We start from the raw sequence: 23905 nt of genomic DNA, 5'->3' as shown, positions 1-23905 counted from the left end.
CCGCATTTCTGTGACTAGATGAGCCCTGTCTCTTTTCATTCTTATGGTATTGGACAGGCTATTATGACAAGAAATTACCTGTAGTTTTAGTGAAGGCTTTAGTGATAACAAGTACTATAAAGTTGTCATGGATTGCGTTTTGATGAGGATCCAGTGAAAACGTGCACTATGAACCGGACATGGATCACGTTTTGATGAGGTTCTAGTGAAAACGAGCACTATAAACCGGTCATGACTCGCGTTTTGATGAGCATCCAGCAAAAACGTACACTATGAGCCGGTCATGGATTGCGTTTTGGTGAGAATCCAGTGAAAACGTGCACTATGAGCCGGTCATGACTCGCGTTTGGATGAGGATCTACTTAAAACGTGCACTATGAAGCGTTCATGGATCCCGTTTTGATGAGCATCCAGCAAAAACGTACACTATGAGCCGGTCATGGATTGCGTTTTGGTGAGAATCCAGTGAAAACGTGCACTATGAACCGCTCATGACTCGCGTTTTGATGAGGATCCAGCGAAAACGTGCACTATGAGCCGGTCATGACTCGCGTTTTGATGAGACTCCTGTGAAAACGTGCACTATGAGCCGCTCATGACTCGCGTTTTGATGAGGATCTACTTAAAACGTGCACTATGAAGCGGTCATGGATCCCGTTTTGATGAGACTCCAGTGAAAACGTGCACTATGAGCCGGTCATGACTCGCGTTTTGATGAGGATCTACTTAAAACGTGCACTATGAAGCGTTCATGGATCCCGTTTTGATGAGGATCCAGCGAAAACGTGCACTATGAGCCGGTCATGACTCGCGTTTTGGTGAGGATCCAGTGAAAACGTGCACTATGAACCGCTCATGACTCGCGTTTTGATAAGGATCTAACGAAAACGTGCACTATGAACCGGTCATGATTCGCATTTTGATGGGGATTTACCAAAAACAAGCACTATAAACCGCTCATGACTCGCGTTTTGGTGAGACTTCAGCAAAAACGAGCACTATAAACGGGTCATGACTCGCGTTTGGATGAGGACCTACTTAAAACGAGCACTATGAACCATTCATGACTCGCGTTTTGGTGAGGCCCCATCGAAAACAAGCATTATGAAGTAATCATCGCTTGCGTTTTTTAAAAGCTCTCTTTCAAAACAATCGCTTTGAGCAAAAAAACTATAAAAAAACACAAAATCCACCTGTCAGATATCTGACAGGTGGATCCCACGCTTTTCGCAAAAAATTATGCATTCATATCTTTAATGTATGTTTCTATTAAAGTTGTTTCATCAACTTCACTTATTCGTTCAATATCTGCACCTAGAGCGGCTAGCTTCTCGTGGAAGTTCACATATCCGCGATCTAAATGCTTTAATTCCGTTACTCTTGTGACTCCATCTGCAACCAAACCAGATAAAATGAGAGCTGCAGCAGCTCGCAGATCAGTTGCGGCTACTTCGGCGCCTTGTAGATTGGATGGACCATTCATAATAACAGAACGACCTTCAATCTTAAGGTCTGCGTTCATTCGGCGGAATTCCTCAGCATGCATGAAACGATTTTCGAAAACTGTCTCTGTGATCACACTTGTACCGTTCGCATGAAGTAATAAAGCCATCATTTGGGATTGCATATCTGTTGGGAAGCCAGGATGAGGCATCGTTTTAATGTCAACAGCCTTCAACTGCTCAGGACCAATGACGCGAATTCCATCGGCTTCTTCCATAAAAGTAACGCCCATTTCTTCCATTTTTGCAATTAACGATGTAGAATGCTCAGGCACAGCACCTTTTACAAGTACGTTTCCACCCGTAATGGCGGCAGCAACCATAAATGTGCCCGCTTCAATTCGGTCTGGAATTATTTGATGCTCCGTTCCAAATAATTGATCGACGCCTTCAATTTTAATCGTACCTGTACCGGCACCTCTAACCTTTGCACCCATTTTATTTAGGAAATTCGCTAAGTCCACAATTTCTGGTTCTTTAGCAACGTTTTCTAGTATCGTTGTTCCTTTAGCAAGGGTTGCAGCCATCATAATGTTCTCTGTTGCTCCCACGCTTGGGAAATCGAGATAGATTTTGGCGCCATGTAAACGGCCGTTTGCTGCTTCTGCTTCTACAAACCCATTGCCTACCTTCACAGTTGCACCCATCGCTTCAAAGCCCTTTAAATGCTGGTCAATCGGGCGTGAGCCAATCGCACAGCCGCCAGGTAAAGCTACGCGCGCACGACCATTTCGTGCAAGAAGTGATCCCATTACTAAAGAAGAAGCACGCATTTTACGAACATATTCAAAAGGTGCCTCATCCCTTAACTCTCGTGATGCATGCACAGTGACCTCATTATTATTAAACTCCACTTCGGCGTTTAAATAGCGTAATACTTCATTGATGGTGTATACATCGGAGAGTGTCGGTACATCACGAATTACGCTTTTGCCATCACTTGCTAATAGTGTTGCGGCGATAACCGGTAAAACAGCGTTTTTTGCTCCTTCTACTTTGACAATACCGCTTAACCTATTTCCGCCGCGGACGATGATTTTTTCCAAAGTGTATTCCCCTCCGCGTCCAATTTCTCTATATTAATATTCAATCGTGATGATGGGTGTGCCAACTACAAGGGTAGTCTTTTCGCCCAATCCTTGATTTCTAATACCGATTTGCAAATTCATATCCTTTCCATTCGTTTCGACAGGATTGTCGAACATTGTCGAATAGGCTGATGTAGATATAAAATTTTGCTCTTTTAAACCTTCCACTTCTTTTGCATGAAAAACAGCTAATAAATGGCTTATTTCTTCAGACAAAGACTCTTCAATCTTATCATTGAATTCACCCTTCAAACAAGAGAAAATTGTGGAATTTTTGTGGAATATGTCGGAAGTTCTGCTTACCAAAAGATGATTAAGGTCTTTTTCTAATTCGCTTTTCCAACCATTCCCTTTCACTTCATAAATGACATACGTTTGGACTTGCTGTTTTGTGGGGGTCGAAAGGATTTTTATTGTCTCTTTTTGTGCATTTCTTTTTAAAACCGCCACTGTTTCCTGATGTTGTTCTGAGGAAGTACTCGTCCAGTACCAATTTGGGTATTGTTTCTTGAGGACTTCGATGTATGTGTTAACATCTTCGAGGGTTCGAAGATTTTCCATATTTTCTCTTGCATATAAAGACCATTCTGTGATAAAAATATTTTCGTCTTGTAAAATTGAGGCTATCTTCGTTAAGTCGAGTTCTGAATTGGCTACAGTCGTTTTATTCCCAAGGTTTAAAACAATAAAACTAAAAATCCCAATAATTGCTAAAATAGATTGTATATATTTCATGTCTGCTTCCTCTCCCTTACTACCATTGTTACCAAGGAGAAGAAGAGCATACTTGGGAAATCTCGTCACTTTTTGACATGATAGAAAAGCCGAAGGCGCCTGCTTAAATGAACGCAGACTAAAACCGCCACGTCCTGTGGCAACGTCTGCATGACCCACATCCTGTGGGCCGCAAGCATAAGACAAGGCGTCAGGAAGGTTGTTCTTTAACCTTCTTGGCGGCTTGACTTATGACCTCGAGCCGATGGCGCCTGTAGCTAGACATTAGAAAAGCGGAGATTTTGCCCAATTTTTACTATCCTATTCAAGTTTACAAAATTCGGGATTCAAATTTATAAAAATTAGTGCACAACAAATAGAATTGTACTTAAAAGCGCTGAAAATGAAAACATGTACGAAGACCCATTTAACCTATTTTAAACCAATTTTTTAAAAAGCCATTTGTATAATTTGTGGCAGTTGTCTCGACCATGAAAGATAATCAAGAAAAAAGTTACTTACTGATGACCCAATCGCAATCGATAACAGTATGTATAGTACTCTTGCTTGCAGAACATGATTGGGGCGCAAAATTTGATCAATGCGGATGGCCTGAAGTGCCCACCAAGCGACCGCGATAAAAACTAAATGCGAGACAATGCTAAGCAAGGCCTGTGGCCCAAATCCTGGAATCATAATTCAACTCCCTTCTCAATTGCCAGCTAGAAGAATGAGACCTTGCTGTGGCGAAGGCTCGATTTCGCTGTTTTTAGTATTTATGGATATTAAGCGGTTCATTTGTTCGATGTTGTGAAAAAACACACAATCCGCCTATAATCATAGCATCTTTTCCTATTATATAATAGGAAATTGCCCCTTTATTTTGAAAGTACCCCTAGATGCTCAAAAAAAAGAAAGGGGACAGAATCCCCCTTCCATTTTAAACCTTTATTTAACCCCAAATAATTCGGTAATCCTTATTGAAAAAAGTCATTAAACTGATTAAAGCTTCCGTGCAAGAAGTCAAAGGCAATACCCGGTGCGACTCCGAACAACACTGTTGCAAAGACGCAGACGCCGATGACGATTCCGAGGGCAGCTGGCAGCTTGATTTTCCCTTCTTCTGCTGCTGGGCGGAAGAACATTTGTACAAGAACACCAAAGTAATAAAAGTAAGATACGACTGTAGTCGCAATCATAATGGAAACTAATACATAACGGGCTGGCTCAATGGCGAGCGCCCCCATAAAGATGTTTAGTTTTCCGATAAAGCCCGCGGTTCCAGGAATTCCGGCTAAGCTTAAAATAAAGATAGCCATCGCTACTGCTAAAATTGGTGCTTTGCGGTATAATCCGGCAAATTCGGAGACATCCTCTGATCCCGTTTTTTGCGTGATTAGCTGAATAATCGCGAATGCACCTAAGTTCATGAACAGGTAAGCCCCTAGATAAAACCACAGTGTGTCAAAAATAAAGACTGATAAGGAGGCTATTACGACAAGGAGATAGCCCGCCTGAGCAATACTTGAGTAAGCGAAAAGTCGCTTGATGTTTTTTTGTCTTAATGCGACGACGTTTCCGACAATCATGGTGACTGCCGCCAGAACAGCGATGTAATCCTGTACCTTTATTAACAGCGGCATCGAATTTGGCATGTATGAAGACGGAGTGCTTAAGAACACAACCATCATAATTCGCACAAGAATGATGAACCCAGCTGTTTTGGAAACGACGCTCAAGAAAGCCGTAACTGGTGTTGGTGCCCCTTGGTACACGTCAGGCGCCCACATATGGAATGGAGCGGTCGCCAATTTAAAGGACAAGCCGACAAAAACCATGAATAAAGCGAGACCCATTAAATAAATATGCTGAGGTTCGGTAAGGGAAACTAACCCGCGAGCCATCTCAAGCAAATTCGTTGTTCCCGTCAAGCCGTACACATAGCTCATCCCGAAGAGCGTAATCGCAGTTGAAATTCCGCCGTTAATCACGTATTTCATCGCAGATTCATTCGATTGAATATTTTGCTTGCGGATGCCTGCTAAAATATACGACGAAATTGACAGTAATTCCAGACCGACAAATAGCGTAATTAAGTCTCCACTCGAAGACATCATCATCGCGCCGAGCAAGGCAGCAAGGAAAAGATAGAAAAACTCGCCTCTATACTCCTGCAGGCCGTCCTTTGACTCATAGCTCGTTGCAAGAAGCATCACGAGCGCCGCTCCCATCAACAATAATAGCTTGAAAGCTTTTGCAAATGCATCGAACCTAAATGTATCGTAAAGAATTGATTCTGCCCCTTGGCCTAGCAAACTGATTAATGAAGCTAATGCCGCCAGCACCCCGGCAAACCCGAGCCAGCCTAGAAGCTTTCGGTTTACCGTCTTCGGCATAAATAAATCTAATAATGATAGTAACGTAGCTACACCTAGGATGATGAACTCAGGTGTCATGATGCTCCATTTATACGATAATAGTTCTGCAAGATCCATCCTTCATCACCCTCCTATCTTAAAGCTGATCATTTCAAGTGTGGATGTTAGCGGTTCGCTTAGTACACTTGGGTACACACCAATTAACACAATAATTCCTAGTAAAACTAACGCCGGAACCCACTCAATTTTCCGCAGATCGAGCACGCCGTCAAATTCACGATGGGCTTTTCCATACGTAATGCCAAGAACAGCGCGCAGCAGGTAAACAGCAGTTAAAATGATGCCAAGTGCCCCGACCGCTGCTAAAACTGGCATTTCTTTAAATAATCCAAGGAACGCCATAAATTCACTGACGAATCCGGACATACCCGGCATACCGAGTGAAGCCATTGCGCCTGCTAAAAGGAAGCCTGCGGTAATCGGCATTCCTTTGGCCAATCCGCCAAGATTGCGAATATTGGATGTGTCCAGTCGCTCGTAAAATACGCCGACAAGGAAGAATAGCAGCGCAGCGATCAGACCGTGTGATACGACTTGGAAAATCGCTCCTTGAATTCCCGCCTCATTCATTGCGCCCAATCCGATTAGGACAATTCCCATATGGGAAATCGATGAATAAGCAAGTACCATTTTGAAATCGGTTTGAATCAGCGCCAAGAAAGCTCCGTAAAGCAAATTCACGACGCCAAGAACGGCAATTAATCCAGCTAAGCTACCGAATTGCTCTGGGAAAAGGCCCATTCCGAAACGAATGATCCCGTATGCCCCAATTTTTAGGAGGATCCCTGCGTGCAACATGACAACAGACGGAGACGCCTGCACGTGAACGCGAACCATCCAGCTATGCAATGGGAAAATCGGCAGCTTGACGCCAAACGCAATTAATAATGCAATGAGCAGGCCCATTTTCGTCCCTGCCGAGAAGGCTATATTATTTGTGTCTGCCGCTAAAATCGCCGTTAGTGCAGCAATATTAGACGTTCCTGTGCGGGCAAACAGCACCATAATTACAATCAGCAGGACAGCCGATCCTAATCCGTTATAAATTAAGAAGCTAAATGCAGCCTTCTCTTTTTCAAAATACCCCCATTTTCCGATGAGGAAGAACGTTGGAATTAAGGTAATTTCGAAAAAGACGAAGAATAAAATTAAGTTTTCTGCCGCAAACACGCCGAGCATGCCAACTTCTAATAGAAGGAACAGCATGAAATAGCCTTTCCATTCTTTTTTAATATACATCGAAGCAATAGCAGCAAGCGTCGATAGAATCGCGGTCAACACAATCATGATCAAGGAGAATCCATTGACACCGAGCTCATAATCAATCGAAAACATATCTCCTAATCTATTAGGGTCGCCGAAATGAACCCAGCGAACATTTTCACTTAATTGCGCAAGCGAAGCTCCAGCCCGGTACTGAAAAAAGGCTACGAGAGACAAAATCAGCGCCGGTAATGTTGCTAAGAAACCGACTAGCTTAATAACCGATTCCTTCGTATTTGGAATGAAGGATAAAACTAACACACCAACAAGAGGGGAGAAAACTAAGATTGATAAGAAATAAGCTAAGTTCATTTCAAATACCCCCCTGTCACTGCAAATACGACTACTAAAATAGCTAAACCGACAAAGGCAACCGTTCCGTATCTTTGTACCTGTCCGTCCTGGAACTTCGAGCCTAATTTTCCGAGGGCGACTACCGTTCCAGATACGCCTTTAACTACTCCTTCAACAAGGAAGGTTTCGATGTAACGAAGGAAGATGCTGAAGAAGCTTGTTACTTTTAATACGGTCAGCTCGTAAAATTCATCAACATAATATTTGTTATATAAAATCGAGTGCACCGTTTCTGCTCCAAGCCAGTCGCGTGATAGCGAACGCTTGCTGTAAATCATCCACGCAAGGAAAATTCCGAGCAAGGAAACAGCTGTTGCCACTATCATAATCCAAGCTGGACCAGCAATATGCCCATCTCCAAGCGCGGCATTGCCCTCTGTCAGCCAATCCCCGAGGAATGTTCCAAACCATGGCGTATTGACATATCCAGCGACAACTGCAAGGACACCGAGAACCATCATTGGCACAGTCATCACGCTTGGCGACTCCTTCACGTGACTCATATTGCTGCGGGATTCGCCCGAGAACACCATGAAGAATAGGCGGAACATATAGAAGGCGGTAAAGAATGCTGCCACAACAGCAAGCCAGAACAATACCGTATTTCCATTTGCCCAAGCGGCTATCAGAATTTCATCCTTACTGAAAAATCCTGAGAACAACGGCACTCCGCTGATTGCTAATGTGCCAATTAAGAACAATGGACCTGTCACACGGAGCTTTTTCCATAGTCCGCCCATTTTTTCAATGTCTTGCGTATGAACGGCGTGGATGACACTTCCTGCCGCTAGGAAAAGCAAAGCTTTAAAGAAAGCATGTGTCATCAAATGGAATACACCAGCGACATAGCCAGCCGACCCAAGCGCAAGCATCATATAACCGAGTTGGCTAACCGTTGAGTAAGCTAGTACTCTCTTAATATCTGTTTGCACAAGCCCGATACTCGCGGCAAAAATCGCAGTAATTGCGCCAATGACAGCAACTGTCAGCAATGCGGTTTCGGAGCTTGAGAAAAGCGGGAATAAAGCCGCTACTAAATAAACCCCTGCTGCTACCATTGTTGCGGCGTGGATTAAGGCCGATACAGGCGTTGGACCTTCCATCGCATCTGGAAGCCATGTATGAAGCGGGAATTGCCCTGATTTTCCCATCGCCCCGACAAAGATTAAAATCGCTGTTAATGTAATCATCGTTGGTGAAATCGATCCAGCTGCTACCGCTGCAAAGATTTCATCATATTCGAAGCTGCCAACTTGCCAGAATAAGAGAATCATTCCGATTAGAAGGCCGACATCCCCAATTCGCGTCATCACAAACGCTTTTTTCGCAGCCCTTTTTGCTTCGTCCTTATAAAAATAGAAGCCGATTAATAGGAATGAGCCTAAGCCGACAAGCTCCCAGAAAATATATGTTTGCAGTAAATTTGGCGAAAGAACGAGCCCCAGCATTGCAAAAGTAAATAAGCCTAAATAAGCATAGTAAACATGAAGTCTCTTATCGCCATGCATATATCCTTTTGAATACGTATGAACAAGGAAACTGACGAGTGAGACGATTACTAGCATTAATGCATTTAATTGATTGACTTCAAAACCCGCTGTTAACTGAACATCCCCAATCGCGAGCCAAGCAGCTTCTGCCTTAAATGTTGGCGATGTAAATCTTTCGAACAACACCAACAAGGAGTAGACAAATGATGCAAGCGAAAGCAGAATTCCTATGTACGCACTTGCACCCTTAAGCCGTTTGCCGAAAAAGACGAGGAATAAGAACGATACTAGCGGGAAAAGCGGTATGATCCATGCATTCTCCATCAATATCACAATCCCCTTTTTTGAACACGCTGTTACGTTTGATCTTTCTGTAATGTGAGCGTGTTAGTTTGTAGAGGTGGAGGTGAAAGGTGAAAAAATTCGGTGAGAACCCATTTTTTCTCCTAAAATAACATCCATCCTCTTGCGGTATTCATGCTGAACCTTTAATGCTTCATTGTATTTATTTCATCAATATGAACCGTTTTGCGATTACGGTAAAGAGCAATCAAGATCGCTACTCCAACAGCAACTTCTGCTGCGGCAACTGTCATGACAAATAGGGCAAAGACTTGACCGGTAATTGAAGGCACTATACCAAATTTACTGAAGGCAACAAGGTTAATATTCACGGCATTCAGCATTAATTCAATCGAAATTAAGACAATGACTGTGTTTCGCTTCGTTAAAGCCCCATATAGACCGATGCAAAATAAGATTAAAGCAAGCGCCAAATAGGCTGAAATGGGAACCGAACTCATTCCTTCTCCGCCCCCTTCTCATCATCTTTCCTTGCTAAAACAATGGCACCAATAAGTGCAGCTAATAATAAGACGGAAGTGAGCTCAAATGGAATGATATATTTCGAATAAAGCGCTACTCCGATTTGTTCTGTATTCCTTTCATGCAAAGCATTCGGCAATTGGCCGAAATCAAGATTGTAAATGCCAATATAGACTGCAAATGCAAATCCTAGCACACCCAAAAACAGAAGGACTTTGCGCAAGCGTCCTGTTTTCGGCTCACTTTCATCATCATGACGGGTCAACATAATTCCAAATAACATAATGATCGTAACGGCTCCGGAATAAAGCAGCACTTGGGCCGCAGCAAGAAACTCGGCTGATAGTAAAACAAAAATCCCCGCAATGCTGATAAAGGTAAAAACAAGCGCCACAACCATATGCATAACTTTGGTAAGGTTTAATAACAGCACGCCGCCCATGACTGCAACTACCGCAAGTGACATAAACGCAAGAAATTCTCCTGATAACGTCATGCTTTATTCACCTTCCGTATATTCTCATCATTTTCATCTAACCATTCGAGGTTTTTAAATAACTCATCCCTGCTGTGCTCGGCCAGTTCAAAGTTATTCGTCATAATGATCGCCTCTGTTGGACACACTTCTGTACATAAATCACATAAAATACAGATTTCAAAATTAATATCATACGTATCAATGATTTTCCCTTTTTTCGCCGGGTCCGGATGCTTTTTGCCTGTTAGCTGAATGCATTCAGTCGGACAAATATTCGCGCATTGATTACAGACGATACATTTTTCCGGGTAAAATTTCTGAATGCCGCGGAACCGGTCTGGAAGCGGAAGCGGCTCATTCGGATAATCATATGTGACCTTTTTGCGGGTCAAGTTTTTTAGGGTATATGATAAACCTTTCGCTAATCCAAGCATGTTTGTTCACCCCTTGATTTTTAGAAATGGTTTTTCCACTTTATGAATATATAACTGGTCAGAGCAGAAGATAGCTTGATAGTGGCTGAACATTTTAGAGAAAAGCAGCAACCAGGTCGCTTTCCTCGGCAAATTTTCTTTAAAATATGTTCAGCAGTTCTTTTAATAATGCCGTTAGGAAAATATTCGCTAACGCAACTGGCAGGAGTACCTTCCAGCCAAATTCCATCAATTGGTCTGCACGTACACGCGGGAATGTCGAACGGAACCACGCCAACACGAAGACAACTAATGTGAACTTAAGGGCAAACCAGACAGCGCCTGGAATAAATCCTAAGAACGGCAGCGGTAGCCATCCACCTAGGAAAAGCACCGTTGTTAACGCCGCCATCGCAAAGAAATACACATATTCTGCCAGCATGAAGAATGCCCAGCGGAAACCAGAGTATTCAACATGGAATCCGGCAATCAACTCAGATTCTGCTTCCGGCAAGTCGAATGGAACACGATTCAATTCGGCTACGGATGCAATAAAGAAAACGATAAAGGCTATTGGCTGCCAAAGGATGAACCAGCCATTTTTTTGCGCCTCAACAATATCATTTAAGTTTAAGCTTCCTGTCAGGAGAATGATTCCTACAACAGACATAACGAGAGGAATTTCATAAGAAATCATTTGCGCTGCGGCACGCATTCCCCCAAGGAGAGCATATTTATTGTTAGATGCCCATGCGCCTGTTACAATACCTACTGTCGTTATGCCGGATACAGCGATATAGTAAAGCAGGCCCACCCCGATATCTGCAAACTGAAACTTATCGGTAAAAGGAATGGTCGCTAATACCATGAACGCCGGTGCGAACGCTATCACAGGTGCGAGAATAAATAACGGCCGATCCGCAAGCTTAGGGATCGTGTCTTCTTTTAAAAGAAGCTTTAGAACGTCGGCAACCGTTTGTAATAATCCCCAGCGTCCACCGACTTGGTTCGGTCCATGCCGCATTTGCATAAATCCCATGACTTTACGCTCTGCTAAAATGGCATATGTGACGAAGCCTAAAACAACTAATAGTAAAACGACGGCTAGTAAGAAGAAAATTCCGAAATTCAGCAATCCGGGACTAGAATGTAAAAGTTCTTCTACCATTAACCGTCCACCTCCCCGAGGACAATGTCAATTCCTCCTAAAATAGCAATCATGTTCGCCATGTTTTCTCCTTCAAGCAGCTTCGGGAGAATTTGTAAATTATAGAAAGAAGGCCTTCTGAACTTTAAGCGATACGGTTCTTTTTTGCCATCACTGTATATATAGCAGCCAATTTCTCCACGAGGAGATTCGATTCTGACATACGCTTCCCCTTTTGGAGCTTTAATGATCTTCGGAACTTTGGCCATGATCTCTCCCTCAGCCGGGAATTGTTCACATGCCTGTTCAAGTATTTTCAGCGATTCTTCGATTTCTTCTAAGCGGACATGGTAGCGCGCCCATGCGTCTCCTTCTTCACGGGTAACGACCTTGAAATCAAAGCGGTCATAGATGGAATATGCCTCATCTTTACGCAAATCCCATTTGACACCCGTACAACGAAGCATCGGTCCGCTTAGTGAATAGTTTAGGGCGTCTTCCTTCGTATAGGCCCCTACACCTTTTACACGGTTAATAAAAATTTCATTTCCCGTTACTAGCTGGTGATAGCCGACGAGTTGCTCACGCATATAAGGAATAAATTCTTTTACTTTTTCAATCCAGCCTTCTGGTGCATCCCATTTTACCCCGCCAACACGCATATAGTTAAAGGTTAAACGTGCCCCCGAAAGCTCATTTAGCATATTAATAATCATTTCCCGTTCACGGAATGCATAAAGGAATGGGCTTGTTGCGCCAAGATCCAACAAAAATGTCCCCCACGACACGAGGTGGCTGGCAACTCGCCCAAGCTCCATCGCCATGACGCGCAAATACTCGGCACGCTCAGGAACTTGAATGCCCATCATCGTTTCAACCGCATGACAGATCACGTAGTTATTCGTCATCGCTGACAAATAGTCCATCCTGTCTGTATATGGGATGATTTGTGTATATTGCAGATCTTCAGCCAATTTTTCCGTTCCACGATGCAAATAACCGATGACTGGCTTCGCTTCTGTAATAATTTCTCCGTCAATTTTGACAACGAGGCGAAATACACCATGTGTACTTGGATGCTGAGGTCCCACGTTTAAGAGCATTTCTTCTGTACGGATCATTGGTTACACCTCCACATCATACGGTTCATAATCTTTTCTTAACGGATGGCCAATCCAGTCTTCACCAAGCATAATACGATGCAAGTTCGGATGCCCTGTAAAACGAATGCCTAATAAATCATATGCTTCACATTCAGGCCAATTCGCTCCAGCCCATAACGGCACAAGCGATTCAATCGTTGGATGATCCCGGTCAATTTTCACTTTTAATGCAACCGATTGGCGATTTTTATATGAGTATAGATGTGCATACACTTCCATATGCGTCTCAAAGTCGGTTCCATGAATCTCAGATAAATAATCAAATCCGAGTTGTTCATTATATTTGAGGAATTGTGCCAACTTATAATAGGAATCCTTCTTCGCCACCAATGTTGGCACATCTTTCGATAAACTATTAATATACGAATCTTCTAGCACTTCTTGTCCAAGATGCTCTCCAATTACCTTCACATACTTATCAAGATACGGCTGATTTGGCGATGGCTGCTTTTCTTCAGCAGGTGCAGCAGCAGTTTTCCCTCCTGCTGCCTTTGCCTTCGCGGCTACAGCGGCTGCGGCTTTGGCTTTGGCTTTGGCGGCAGCGATGGCTTTCGCCTTCTCATCATCACCCGCTCCACCACCAGCTTTTGCGGCTGCGGCAACTTTGGCCTTGGCGGCTGCTGCGGCCTTTGCTTTTGCGGCGGCAATGGCTTTCGCCTTTTCGTCGTCCCCTGCTCCACCTTCCGATTTCGCTAGTGCAGCGGCTTTTGCTTTTGCGGCAGCGGCAGCCGCTGCTTTTGCTTTAGCCGCAGCGGCGGCTTTTTGCTTCGCTAAATCCAAGTCTTCGGCTGGAGCTGAGGCTTCTTCTTGCGATTCCCCCTGCTCCTTCGCCTTCATTTTCGCTAATGCAGCGGCCTTCGCTTTCGCCGCGGCGGCGGCTTTTTGCTTCGCTATGTCTATATCCTCTGTCGGAGCTGGAGCCTCCTCTTTCGTTTCCCCTTGCTCCTTCGCCTTCATTTTGGCTAATGCGGCAGCCTTTGCTTTCGCTGCGGCGGCGGCTTTTTGCTTCGCTATGTCTATATCTTCTGTTGGAGCCGGAGCCTCTTCTTTCGTTTCCCCCTGCTCCTTCGCCTTCATTTTCGCTAATGCGGCGGCTTTCGCTTTTGCGGCGGCGGCGGCTTTTTGCTTCGCTATGTCTATATCTTCTGTTGGCGCCGGAGCCTCTTCTTTCGTTTCCCCCTGCTCCTTCGCCTTCATTTTCGCTAATGCGGCGGCTTTCGCTTTTGCGGCGGCCTCCTTTTTTAACTGTTCAAGATCTTTTTCCCCGCTCATCGGTTAGATCACCTTCTTCCCAGTTTTAGCCTCATAGCGGATCTTTTCCTTCAATTTATTAATTCCATATATTAATGCAGCCGGATTTGGCGGACACCCCGGTATGTAAACATCGACAGGCACAATTTGGTCGACACCTTTCACGACCGAATAGGACTTCACGTAAGGACCTCCCGCAGTCGCACATGAACCCATTGCAATGACCCATTTCGGCTCGGGCATTTGATCATAAAGTCTTCGTACAATTGGCGCCATTTTTTTCGTAACCGTGCCGGAAACGATCATGACATCAGATTGACGAGGGGATGTCCGGAAAAACGATCCAAAGCGGTCTAAATCATAGTGCGCTCCGCCGACCCCCATCATTTCAATGGCACAACAAGCAAGCCCGAAGGTCATTGGCCATAATGAATTACTCCGTGCCCAAGCTTTTATTTGTTCCAAAGTTGCCATAAATACATTTCGCTGCAGTTCTTCCATTTCTTCAGGTGAGATATTTTCCAATTTTAAGTCCATTTTAGCACCTTCTTCTTCCATGCATAAATAAGGCCAATGACAAGCATGAACACAAAAATTAACATTTCGATTAATGCAAAGATTCCGAGTTTTTCATACGCAACTGCCCACGGATACAAGAAAACGGTCTCTACATCAAAAATGACGAACATAAGCGCAAAAATATAATAGCGGACATTAAACTGCACCCTCGAATCATGGAACGGCTCAATCCCACTCTCGTACGTGGTATACTTCGTCTCATACGGCTTATACGGCCGCAGCAGTTTCCCCAAAAACAAAGCTACCACAGGTAATAAAATTCCTAGACATAGGAACACAAACACAATCAAATAGTTATTTTGATATAAATTTAGCATCTCCATGTCCATCCCCTCCAATTTTATTGAATTTTCTCTACCTATTTGTAACCGTAATCATTATAGCATTCTTACCAAATTGTGTCGATATTCCTGGAAATTCTCTCGACCACAGAACAAAGCTTTTGCAGCGTTAAGAGCGTGCTCTCAAAAGCGGAAAGGCTTTGTTCTGTGGGGGCGGAAGCGATAGCTGATACCAGAGCTGTGAGAGAACATCGCAGAGAGAGAATTTCCAGAATGCCAAACCCCTTTATCGACACAATCCCCTCCCCCTGAGCATTGCATCATCCCCTGAATAATCTTCCCCGAGTCTTCATCAAGGATGACGCAAATGCGAACTCTCCCCCGTATTAAATCAATCAATCTTTGAAAATAAGAACTTTTTCTCCGGATCAGCTCTAAAGCGTGCAAGCTCCGCCCAATTTCCAAATTGCCTTTATAAAACACCCCTACCCCCAATCCAAACACACCCTAGATTATTTCCCAATATCCATTAAACATGAAAATAACTTGATTTTCAGTGAGAAAAATCATTCAATTCAACTCGTATTGATTTTCAAAACCTAATTTCCCTTACTACTACTCTTATTAAGCAATAGTAAAAAAAATAACCGAGCATTTATTTTTATAAAAGCGACCCTTGATTAAGAAATACTCTGACGTGCTAGATGAACCTTTCATAGTGCGCGTTTTCCATAGGTACTCTACTAAACGCAGTCCATGAACCTTTCATAGTACGCGTTTTCCATGGGAACTCTCCTAAACGCAGTCCATGAACCTTTCATAGTACGCGTTTTCAAGGAGTACTCTACTAAACGCGGTCCATGAACCTTTCATAGTGCCACGGGAACTCTACTAAACGCGGCCCATGAACCTTTCATAGTGCGCGTTTTCCATGAGTGCTCTCCCTAACGCGGTCCATGAACCTTTCATAGTACGCGTTTTCCATCGGAACTCTCCTAAACGCAGTCCATGAACCTTTCATAGTACGCGTTTTCAAGGAGTACTCTACTAAACGCGGTCCATGAACCTTTCATAGTGCGCGTTTTCCACGGGAACTCTACTAAACGCGGCCCATGAACCTTTCATAGTGCGCGTTTTCCATGAGTGCTCTCCCTAACGCGGTCCATGAACCTTTCATAGTGCGCGTTTTCCATTGGAGCTCTCCTAAACACGGCCCATGAACCTTTCATAGTGCGCATTTTCCATAAAAACTCTACTAAACGCAGTCCATGAACCTTTCATAGTGCGCGTTTTCCATGAGTGCACTCCCTAACGCGGCCCATGAACCTTTCATAGTGTGCGTTTTCAAGGAGTACTCTACTAAACGCGGTCCATGAACCTTTCATAGTGCGCGTTTTCAAGGAGTACTCTACTAAACGCGGCCCATGAACCTTTCATAGTGCGCGTTTTCCATGAGTGCTCTCCCTAACGCGGTCCATGAACCTTTCATAGTACGCGTTTTCCATAGGTACTCTACTAAACCCGCTCCATAAACCCAATAGCGACCGCGTGATATAAAAAGCTTTATAGTTTCACATAATGCGAATACTTCCCGTGTCCAATTTGTTTAAAGTTTTGCTGAAGCAACCTTCTCATGGTATTCCTAGACTCAATAATTTTAAACCATTCTAGCATCTCATTTGTGGCGACTCTTCTATCTGGAAATAGAAATGTAAATTCCTCCACACCACGTAATACTGTAGAGGTAATCCCCTCCCTATATCCACACTCCTTACAAACCAATACATTGCTTTTAAGCTCAACATTAAACGAATGACAACTGACACAGTTTATACCTTTTTCCAGTTGGTCATATCTATAGTCTGGTAAACGTAAATAAGGTGACTTCTCAACATGCATAGATACTAATTGTTCAGCAAGCTTTAAATGCTTATCTTTAAATCTTGCCTTGTTTTTGCTTAGATGCGTTATAAAGCGATTAAGCTGGGGTGGAAAAATAATAGGATGGTTCAATGGTGCCTGATATAAATAAAATTCGGGGTTTACGAAAATGAGACAAGTTTCGATGGGGAAGGTAATTCCAAGCTCCTGAAGCAGCCTCCGGAGAAGTGATTCACATCGTTCTAACTGATGAAACGGATTTCTTATTTCTGTTTTTGATAATGTATACCACTTATCAGCTTCGACAAAATCATCACCCTCATAATTTTTTATTTCTAACATAAATATTTTCTCGGAAGAAATGAGTAATGTATCTATTTGAAAAACGGTATGATTAAATTCGAGCATCAAGTCATTAATAATTAGCCAATTTGCTGAGAGGGGCTCTGATAAAGCATCAAACATTAACTCCCCTTGGTATCCCTTTTCAAGACTTAAATAATAATTCTGCTCCTTTTCTGATAAGTTCGATCGTAGATTTAAATATCTATGAAGCATTAATTCTACTGATTCCTTGCGAATTTTAAGTAACAACTTCTCACACTCCATTCCTTATTATCTTTTAAAATGGATTCTAAAATAGATAACAGTTAGGACATTCGACATCATGAATATTAGATGCCGCACACATCCACTCGTTTAAGATCTTATAAATTAAGAAGTTTTGGAAAAATAATTTACATAGGTTGGATGTTTAGCTATAGTTTTTTTGGGGGTAGGTTTGGGGTTAACTTGCCTTTATTCTAAAACGAATTATAAAATTGTCAAGCAAAAATAGTAACTAAAATCAATCACTCTGAATCTTATTGAAAGCCTTCATATTTCTTTGTGATTTTGAAATTTAATCTACCTTCCAATTAACCAAAAAAGCCCTGCTCCAAATAGCAAGGCCGAAATTTTTAACAAATGCAAGTCTTTCTTTTCATTCCTACACGGTCTTTATCTTCAATTTTTTTAATATATTCAGTAGCCAACGGAACTTTACACGCCGTATTTCCTACATCTACATGTACTTTACCGATGTGTGCTGCAACTTTTTTGGCCGCTTTCGATAAGGCTTGGACATAAGTTCCCACGGAAATAACAAAACCATTCATCACGTAACGCACCCGGTTTCTTTCTTCATGAATGGTTGTCTCTACTTGGTTTAGTAAGTTACTAATTTCATTCAAATCTATATTTTCATCCGGAGTAATGGATAAAAAGTTAGAATAGGTATTCCATCCACAAACCGCAATCATTTCGTTGTCAGATTTTATCCATTCCCTCGCCAATTCCAAAGCATAGTCGCTCTCCGCAGCCACTCCGGCAACAGTGTACTCCGCAGGCCCATACCAAGAAGCTTTCTTCGCCCACTCCTGTAAAGTTTCCTTTGTCATCAATTTGGGATTCACCGAAAGGCCCGCTAAATACATAGCATCATAGTTCCCAGAGTCATATAGAGCCAACGCTAAATCCTGATCCTTTTTCACATATTTAACAAGTTTTTTCATATCCCCAACCTTAACACCAAATAAAGGTTCCTTCGCCCCGTGACGCATAAGTGTTTTTTTCGTTGACTCCGTAGCAAGTTCTTCAAGCCTTTTCATTATTTCGTCAAAAGTCATTTTTGCATTCTCCTTCCTTTTAAAACATAGCTATTTCTTATTATCATTGCATACTTTGTACTTTAATAGACTATATTGTTACTTTATTCTTTAGTTTTTTAAGAAATCCTGCAAAACGGTTAATATGATAAATTATTACTTTTTATAATTGCTACTGAGAGGATCTTTAAAACTTCATGACGAGTGTTTTAATGGACTTTATCAAAAATGAGCTCTATGAACCCTCCATGGTTATCGTTTTTCAGATGCTTTAACATAAACATGGTCCATGAACCTTTCATGGTTACCGTTTTTCACTTGCTTTAACAAAAACGCGGCCCATGAACCTCTCATAGTTAACATTTTTCACGTGCTTTAACAAAAACACGCTCCATGAACCTTTCATGGTTACCATTTTTCACGTACATTAACAAAAACGCGGCCCATGAGCCTCTCATAGCTACCATTTCCCACGTACTTTAACAAAAACACGCTCCATGAACCTTTCATAGTTACCATTTTTCATTTGCTTTAACAAAAACGCGGCCCATGATCCTCTCATAGTTAACATTTTCCATCAACTATAACAAAAACGTAGCCCATGAACCTCTCATAGTTACCATTTTCCATCAACTATAACAAAAACACGTTCCATGAACCTCTCATATTACCGTTCTCCATCGCCTCTCACCAAAACGAGCTCTTGGCCCCTCCTCCCCGTGCTACTGTTCACTCCAAAACCTAAAAAAACACCCCCCAGCATTCCACTGAGGGGTGTTTGTGATTAAAAATGTTTTTCCGAAACTTTAATACGATTGATGGCACGCTGAAGAGATAGTTCGGCGCGTTTGAAGTCGACGTTGTCGCGCTTTTGGTCGTTTAGGCGCTGTTCGGCGCGTTCCTTGGCGCGGACGGCACGATCGATATCGATGGCGTCTGCTTGTTCAGCTGATTGTGCTAAAATCGTGACTTTGTCAGGGCGAACTTCAAGAAAGCCGCCGCTCACTGCTACGAAATCTGTTTTTCCGCCGTTTTTTAAACGGACGGCTCCAATTTGTAACGGTGCAACCATTGGAATATGGCCGGGTAAAATACCGAGCTCACCGCTTCCCGCTTTCGTGCTTACCATTTCCACATCTGATTCATACACCGGGCCATCGGGAGTAACAACACTGACTTTAATCGTCTTCATTTTTTACCCTCCTGACCGAAATTAGACCTCTACGCCCATTTTCTTGGCATTCTCGATAACTTCTTCGATTCGTCCAACAAGACGGAACGCATCTTCTGGAAGGTGGTCATATTTTCCTTCAAGAATTTCTTTGAAACCGCTAACTGTTTCTTTAACCGGTACGTATGAACCTGGTTGACCAGTAAACTGTTCAGCAACGTGGAAGTTTTGTGATAAGAAGAACTGGATACGACGCGCACGGTGAACCGTTTGCTTATCATCATCAGAAAGCTCATCCATACCTAGGATTGCGATAATATCTTGTAATTCTTTATAACGCTGTAATGTTTGCTGTACTTGAGTAGCCACATGATAGTGCTCTTCTCCAACAATTTCAGGTGACAATGCACGAGAAGTTGAAGCAAGCGGATCCACAGCTGGGTAGATACCCATCTCAGAAAGCTTACGCTCAAGGTTAGTTGTTGCATCTAAGTGAGCGAAAGTTGTTGCCGGAGCCGGATCCGTATAGTCATCGGCTGGAACGTAAATCGCTTGGATCGATGTAACAGAACCAACGTTTGTTGAAGTAATACGCTCTTGTAGTCTACCCATTTCAGTAGCAAGAGTTGGCTGGTAACCTACCGCAGAAGGCATACGGCCTAGTAGGGCAGAAACTTCAGAACCTGCTTGTGTGAAACGGAAAATGTTATCCATGAAGAAAAGAACGTCTTGTCCTTGGTCATCACGGAAGTATTCTGCCATTGTCAAACCTGTTAGAGCAACACGCATACGTGCGCCAGGCGGCTCGTTCATCTGACCGAATACCATTGCTGTTTTCTTAATAACGCCTGAATCTGTCATTTCATGATAAAGGTCGTTACCTTCACGTGTACGCTCTCCAACACCAGCGAATACGGAAATACCGCCGTGCTCTTGAGCGATGTTATTGATTAATTCCTGGATTAAAACGGTTTTACCAACACCGGCACCACCGAATAGACCGATTTTTCCACCTTTAATATATGGAGCAAGAAGGTCTACTACTTTAATTCCAGTTTCAAGAATTTCAACTTCTGTTGAAAGCTGCTCAAATTTCGGCGCTTCTCTGTGGATAGAATCACGACGAGCATCTGTTGGGATTGGCGCATCTAGGTCAATATTTTCACCTAATACGTTAAATACACGACCAAGTGTAACGTCCCCAACTGGAACAGAGATAGGACCACCAGTGTCGATTACTTCACTTCCGCGCGTTAAGCCGTCAGTAGAAGCCATCGCGATAGTACGAACGGTATCATCACCTAAATGAAGGGCAACTTCAAGGGTTAAGTTGATTTCAACTTCAGATTCGTTACGCGCTTGATTATGGATTGTCAATGCATTATAGATCTCAGGTAGTTGTCCGCTTTCGAACTTTACGTCAACAACTGGACCCATGACTTGAAGAACGCGTCCTTTGTTCATCTTATTCCCTCCTAATAAAGAAATGCTAGGCGCCTTCGGAACAATCAAAAGACTATTGTTCCTGCGATGTCTTTTCGGAGAAGCTTTCCTTTGAGCTCCAACGTTGGGCATAGCACAAGACAAACCTCTCGGAAAGCTGGACTTTGTCTTTCAGGGAGGATTGATCAATTATGCCGGCGCCTATGCTAGACATTTGTCTCATTTCAAGGTTATATATTTAAGCTTTAAAACTATTCTAACGCAGCTGCTCCACCAACGATTTCAGTAATTTCTTGCGTAATCGCTGCCTGACGGGCACGGTTGTAGACAAGGCTTAGTGAGTTAATAAGCTCATTCGCATTATCCGTGGCATTTTTCATTGCCGTCATCCGCGAAGCATGCTCAGATGCTTTACTGTCTAAAAGGGCTCCATAAATTAAGCTTTCCGCATATTGAGGGAGCAATACTTCTAGAATTTCTTCAGCTGATGGTTCAAATTCATAAGATGTAAGCTTGCCAGAAGTCGAGATATCCGTAAGCGGCAGGAGCTTCTTCTCTGTTACATCTTGTTGAATTGCGCTGACATAGTGGTTATAGTACATATATAATTCATCAAATGTTTCGTCTGTAAACATGCCGACTGTTTTGCTCGTGATGTCTTTAATCTCCGCAAATTCAGGCTGATCAGGGACAGCAACAATGTCAAGAATGACATTCATGCCGCGCTTTCTGAAAAAGTCGCGTCCGTTGCGGCCGATGGCAATGATTGCATATTCATCATTTGATTTATGACGACTTTTAATCGTTTGGTATACATGCCTTAAAACGTTACTGTTAAAAGCACCAGCCAATCCGCGATCAGACGTGATGACTAAGTATCCAGTCTTTTTCACCGGGCGGCTTGTTAGCATCGGATGGCCTGCATCCTTGCTTCCAAGTGCGATAGAGGCAGTAACTTCTTGAATTTTTTCCATGTAGGGAACGAATGATTTTGCATTCATTTCTGCACGGCTCATTTTCGCAGCAGATACCATTTGCATTGCTTTCGTAATTTGACTCGTTTTCTTCGTTGAAGTAATACGAGATTTTATATCGCGTAATGATGCCACAGGTTCTCACCACCCTTTTTCAAAGAATGTCAAGCAGGCAGCACCTAGAACTTTCTAGGCACTGCTGCTTTCCTATTGTCAGACCTTATTATAGAGACGCCTTCGTTTTAAAAAAATCGAGGACTAAATTAAACTCTATTATTCAGATACTGCGAATGTTTTCTTAAATTCGTGAATCGCAGCAGCCATATCGTCATCAGCAGGAAGATCCTTAGTTGTAACGATCTGGTCTAACAGCTCTTTGCGGTTATGGTCTAACCAAGAATGGAACTCAGATTCGAAACGACGAATATCGTGAACAGGAATATCATCTAGGAAGCCGCGAGTAAGAGCGTAAAGAATGGCTACTTGTTTCTCAACTTTTAACGGCTTGTTTAGATCCTGCTTTAGAACCTCTACTGTACGGGCACCACGGTTTAATTTCGCTTGTGTTGCTTTATCTAGGTCAGAACCGAATTGGGCAAATGATTCTAGCTCACGGTAAGAAGCAAGGTCAAGACGCAGTGTACCTGCAACCTTTTTCATCGCTTTAATTTGTGCGGATCCACCTACACGTGATACAGAAAGACCTGCGTTGATCGCTGGACGAACACCAGAGAAGAATAGGTCAGACTGTAAGAAGATTTGTCCATCAGTAATGGAAATTACGTTTGTTGGAATATAAGCAGAAACGTCCCCTGCTTGTGTTTCGATAAATGGTAATGCTGTGATTGAACCAGCACCTTTTGCATCACTTAATTTCGCTGCACGCTCTAGTAAACGGCTGTGCAGGTAGAATACATCCCCCGGATAAGCTTCACGGCCTGGAGGACGGCGTAATAATAGTGAAAGCTCACGGTATGCAGACGCTTGCTTTGTTAAGTCATCATATACTACAAGCACGTGCTTGCCGTTGTACATGAACTCTTCACCCATTGTTACCCCAGCATATGGAGCAAGGAATAATAATGGAGCTGGCTGAGATGCAGAAGCAGTCACAACGATTGTGTACTCTAATGCACCATTTCTACGTAGCATTTCTACTGCATTACGAACAGTAGATTCTTTCTGTCCGATTGCTACGTAAATACAAACCATGTCTTGATCTTTTTGGTTAAGGATTGTATCGATCGCTACAGATGTTTTACCTGTTTGACGGTCACCGATGATTAACTCACGTTGTCCGCGTCCGATTGGCACTAATGCGTCAATCGCTTTAATTCCTGTTTGAAGCGGCTCGTGTACAGATTTACGATCCATTACACCAGGAGCGTTTGCTTCAATAGGACGTGTTTTTGTTGTGTTAATTGGACCCATGCCATCAACTGGCTGTCCAAGAGGGTTCACCACGCGTCCGATTAGTTCTTCCCCAACCGGAACCTCCATGATGCGTCCTGTACGGCGTACTTCATCGCCTTCACGGATATCTGTGAAAGGCCCTAAAATAATGATACCGACGTTACTTTCTTCAAGGTTTTGCGCCATACCCATAACGCCGTTTGAAAATTCAACAAGTTCTCCAGCCATGACATTGTCGAGGCCATGAGCACGAGCGATACCGTCACCAACAGAGATAACTGTACCTACATCACTCACTTGAATTTCCGACTGATAGTTTTCGATTTGCTTTTTTATCAGCGCACTGATTTCTTCAGCTTTGATGCTCATGAGTTTCACCCCTATCTACGAA

Annotated in this window: 20 protein-coding genes; all 20 read right to left on the bottom strand. The window is 43.0% G+C overall.

Going from position 1 to position 23905, the window contains the following annotated elements:
- Window positions 1-1237: 1237 nt before the first annotated feature.
- The gene (murA, locus tag F7731_RS09145) at window positions 1238-2548 is read right to left on the bottom strand and encodes a UDP-N-acetylglucosamine 1-carboxyvinyltransferase (RefSeq protein WP_151534484.1); all 1311 of its coding nucleotides are present in this window, start codon (window positions 2546-2548) and stop codon (window positions 1238-1240) included.
- A gap of 33 nt (window positions 2549-2581) precedes the next feature.
- Window positions 2582-3325 (bottom strand): YwmB family TATA-box binding protein, encoded by a 744-nt coding sequence (locus F7731_RS09140; protein ID WP_151534483.1) that lies wholly within the window; start codon window positions 3323-3325, stop codon window positions 2582-2584.
- Between the two features lie 429 nt (window positions 3326-3754).
- The gene (locus F7731_RS09135; protein WP_151534482.1) at window positions 3755-4000 is read right to left on the bottom strand and encodes a DUF1146 family protein; all 246 of its coding nucleotides are present in this window, start codon (window positions 3998-4000) and stop codon (window positions 3755-3757) included.
- Between the two features lie 281 nt (window positions 4001-4281).
- Window positions 4282-5799 (bottom strand): NADH-quinone oxidoreductase subunit NuoN, encoded by a 1518-nt coding sequence (gene nuoN / locus F7731_RS09130; protein WP_151534481.1) that lies wholly within the window; start codon window positions 5797-5799, stop codon window positions 4282-4284.
- A gap of 6 nt (window positions 5800-5805) precedes the next feature.
- Complete coding sequence (locus F7731_RS09125) at window positions 5806-7317, bottom strand: complex I subunit 4 family protein (RefSeq protein WP_151534480.1); 1512 nt, start codon at window positions 7315-7317, stop codon at window positions 5806-5808.
- Window positions 7314-9176, bottom strand: a complete 1863-nt coding sequence (nuoL, locus tag F7731_RS09120; protein WP_151534479.1) for an NADH-quinone oxidoreductase subunit L — start codon at window positions 9174-9176, stop codon at window positions 7314-7316. Before nuoL ends, F7731_RS09125 begins: the two co-directional genes overlap by 4 nt.
- Window positions 9177-9337: 161 nt before the next feature.
- On the bottom strand, window positions 9338-9652 hold the full coding sequence (nuoK, locus tag F7731_RS09115; RefSeq protein WP_151534478.1) for an NADH-quinone oxidoreductase subunit NuoK: 315 nt from the start codon (window positions 9650-9652) through the stop codon (window positions 9338-9340).
- Entirely contained in the window at window positions 9649-10170 is a 522-nt protein-coding gene (locus F7731_RS09110; protein ID WP_151534477.1) for an NADH-quinone oxidoreductase subunit J, read from the bottom strand. The genes nuoK and F7731_RS09110 overlap by 4 nt, the downstream gene beginning before the upstream one ends.
- On the bottom strand, window positions 10167-10586 hold the full coding sequence (gene nuoI / locus F7731_RS09105; protein WP_151534476.1) for an NADH-quinone oxidoreductase subunit NuoI: 420 nt from the start codon (window positions 10584-10586) through the stop codon (window positions 10167-10169). Before nuoI ends, F7731_RS09110 begins: the two co-directional genes overlap by 4 nt.
- 139 nt (window positions 10587-10725) lie before the next feature.
- Complete coding sequence (gene nuoH, locus F7731_RS09100; RefSeq protein WP_151534475.1) at window positions 10726-11733, bottom strand: NADH-quinone oxidoreductase subunit NuoH; 1008 nt, start codon at window positions 11731-11733, stop codon at window positions 10726-10728.
- Window positions 11733-12833, bottom strand: a complete 1101-nt coding sequence (locus F7731_RS09095; RefSeq protein WP_151534474.1) for an NADH-quinone oxidoreductase subunit D — start codon at window positions 12831-12833, stop codon at window positions 11733-11735. Before F7731_RS09095 ends, nuoH begins: the two co-directional genes overlap by 1 nt.
- Window positions 12834-12836: 3 nt before the next feature.
- Entirely contained in the window at window positions 12837-14147 is a 1311-nt protein-coding gene (locus tag F7731_RS09090) for an NADH-quinone oxidoreductase subunit C (protein ID WP_151534473.1), read from the bottom strand.
- A gap of 3 nt (window positions 14148-14150) precedes the next feature.
- Window positions 14151-14663 (bottom strand): NuoB/complex I 20 kDa subunit family protein, encoded by a 513-nt coding sequence (locus F7731_RS09085; protein WP_066296822.1) that lies wholly within the window; start codon window positions 14661-14663, stop codon window positions 14151-14153.
- The gene (locus tag F7731_RS09080; RefSeq protein ID WP_151534472.1) at window positions 14654-15028 is read right to left on the bottom strand and encodes an NADH-quinone oxidoreductase subunit A; all 375 of its coding nucleotides are present in this window, start codon (window positions 15026-15028) and stop codon (window positions 14654-14656) included. The genes F7731_RS09085 and F7731_RS09080 overlap by 10 nt, the downstream gene beginning before the upstream one ends.
- 1521 nt (window positions 15029-16549) lie before the next feature.
- Entirely contained in the window at window positions 16550-17425 is an 876-nt protein-coding gene (locus F7731_RS09075; protein WP_281352270.1) for a nuclease-related domain-containing protein, read from the bottom strand.
- Between the two features lie 401 nt (window positions 17426-17826).
- Complete coding sequence (locus F7731_RS09070; RefSeq protein WP_151534470.1) at window positions 17827-18534, bottom strand: DNA alkylation repair protein; 708 nt, start codon at window positions 18532-18534, stop codon at window positions 17827-17829.
- A 763-nt stretch (window positions 18535-19297) separates the two neighbouring features.
- Window positions 19298-19705, bottom strand: coding sequence for a F0F1 ATP synthase subunit epsilon (locus tag F7731_RS09065; RefSeq protein ID WP_151534469.1), 408 nt, complete (start codon window positions 19703-19705; stop codon window positions 19298-19300).
- A gap of 21 nt (window positions 19706-19726) precedes the next feature.
- Window positions 19727-21148, bottom strand: a complete 1422-nt coding sequence (gene atpD, locus F7731_RS09060) for a F0F1 ATP synthase subunit beta (protein WP_151534468.1) — start codon at window positions 21146-21148, stop codon at window positions 19727-19729.
- Between the two features lie 230 nt (window positions 21149-21378).
- Window positions 21379-22236: a F0F1 ATP synthase subunit gamma gene (locus tag F7731_RS09055; protein WP_151534467.1), complete on the bottom strand. Its 858-nt coding sequence runs from the start codon at window positions 22234-22236 to the stop codon at window positions 21379-21381.
- Between the two features lie 138 nt (window positions 22237-22374).
- A complete protein-coding gene (atpA, locus tag F7731_RS09050; RefSeq protein WP_151534466.1) occupies window positions 22375-23883 on the bottom strand; it encodes a F0F1 ATP synthase subunit alpha in 1509 nt (502 codons plus the stop codon).
- Window positions 23884-23905 lie beyond the last annotated feature (22 nt).

Source organism: Cytobacillus depressus, from assembly GCF_008923245.1.
Taxonomy (GTDB): domain Bacteria; phylum Bacillota; class Bacilli; order Bacillales; family Cytobacillaceae; genus Cytobacillus; species Cytobacillus depressus.
Note: the sequence above shows the minus strand (reverse complement) of the source record. Positions and strands in the feature narration are given on the sequence as shown.